Origin of the sequence: Streptomyces sp. SID11385 (genome assembly GCF_010548245.1) — a bacterium.
Classification (GTDB): Bacteria; Actinomycetota; Actinomycetes; order Streptomycetales; family Streptomycetaceae; genus Streptomyces.
Window position 1 is genome coordinate 1 of record NZ_JAAGLR010001134.1, and the last position, 1,177, is coordinate 1,177.

Consider the following 1,177-nt stretch of genomic DNA (forward strand, 5'->3'; position numbering starts at 1 on the left):
CGCCGTCCCCGCGTCCACGTCCGCCGCCACCCGCGCCGCCGACCGCGCCGCCGCCTCCGCCGCGTTCACGCCGCCGCCTCCCCGTCGAGCAGCCGCCGCACCAGCTCCGCGTTGCGCGGCAGGTGCTCGGCGTCGAGCATCTCGGCGTGCGTCCCGAAGCCGCACAGGACCCGGTGGCCCACCGCCGAGGAGCCGTGCCAGGAACCCGGCACCCCTTCCTCGTACAGGTCCGCCTTGTCCTCGTCCGTGAGCACGCTCACGGGCGCCGCGAGCGTCCCCGTGTTCGGCGTCCGCCCGCAGAAGCGCAGGTACTCGGCGGCGTGCTCCATGACCGCCGCCGTGACGATCTCCGAGCCGGTGTGCTGGTGGAGGTGGTGCCCGAGTTCCGCCTCGAACGCCTTCAGGACCTCGGGGCCCGGCTCGTACGCCTCCAGGGTGCGCCGCGAGTCGAGCACGACGACGTGCGCGATCTCCCGTCCGCGCGCCTCCAGTTCCCGCGCGACCTCGAAGGCGAGGTTGCCGCCGAGCGAGTACCCCAGCAGCGGGACGGGCCCCTCGGGCACGGTGGCGGCGACGAGGTCCGCGTACCTGCTCACCTTGTCGTCGCCGGGCAGGTAGTTGAAGGCGATGAGCCGGTGGGCCGGCAGCGAGGCCGCGAGGCCCCGGTACACGAGCCCGTGCCCCCCGGCGGGCGGGAAGCAGAACAGCGGGCGTTCCGCCTCCGGGTTGAAGGTGAGGTGCGGGACCTCGTCGGCCGTCGTCCCCGTGACGCGCTCCTCGACGGCGGCGGCCATTCCGTGCAGCGTCGTGACCTGGTAGAGGCGGCTGACGGGGACGCCCACGCCGAACTCGGTGCGCAGGTGGTGCAGCAGCTCGATGAGCTTGATGGAGCTGCCGCCCGAGGCGAAGAAGTCGTCCGCGAGCCCGGCCCGTTCGAGCCCGAGCAGCGTCTCCCAGTGCTTCGCCATGCTCACCTCGTAGAGGGTCACCGGCGCCTCGTACGCGGCCTGCGCGTCCTCCGCCCGCGGCGCGGGCAGCGCGCGGACGTCGACCTTGCCGTGCGCGGTGAGCGGCAGCGCGCCGACCTCGGTGAGGTGCGCCGGTACGAGGTACGAGGGCAGCGCGTCCGCGAGCGCGCGGCGCAGCGCGGCGCGGCTCACCTCGGCGCCCGGCTCGG

The 1,177-nt window shown here is 74.9% G+C and carries 1 protein-coding gene; it reads right to left on the reverse strand.

Annotation, left to right across the window (positions count from 1 at the left end; all coding sequences use genetic code 11):
• Positions 1 to 65: 65 nt before the first annotated feature.
• Positions 66 to 1,177, reverse strand: a 1,112-nt coding sequence (locus G3I42_RS34545) for a thioesterase domain-containing protein (RefSeq protein WP_239096881.1), incomplete at its 5' end; no start/stop codon positions are given.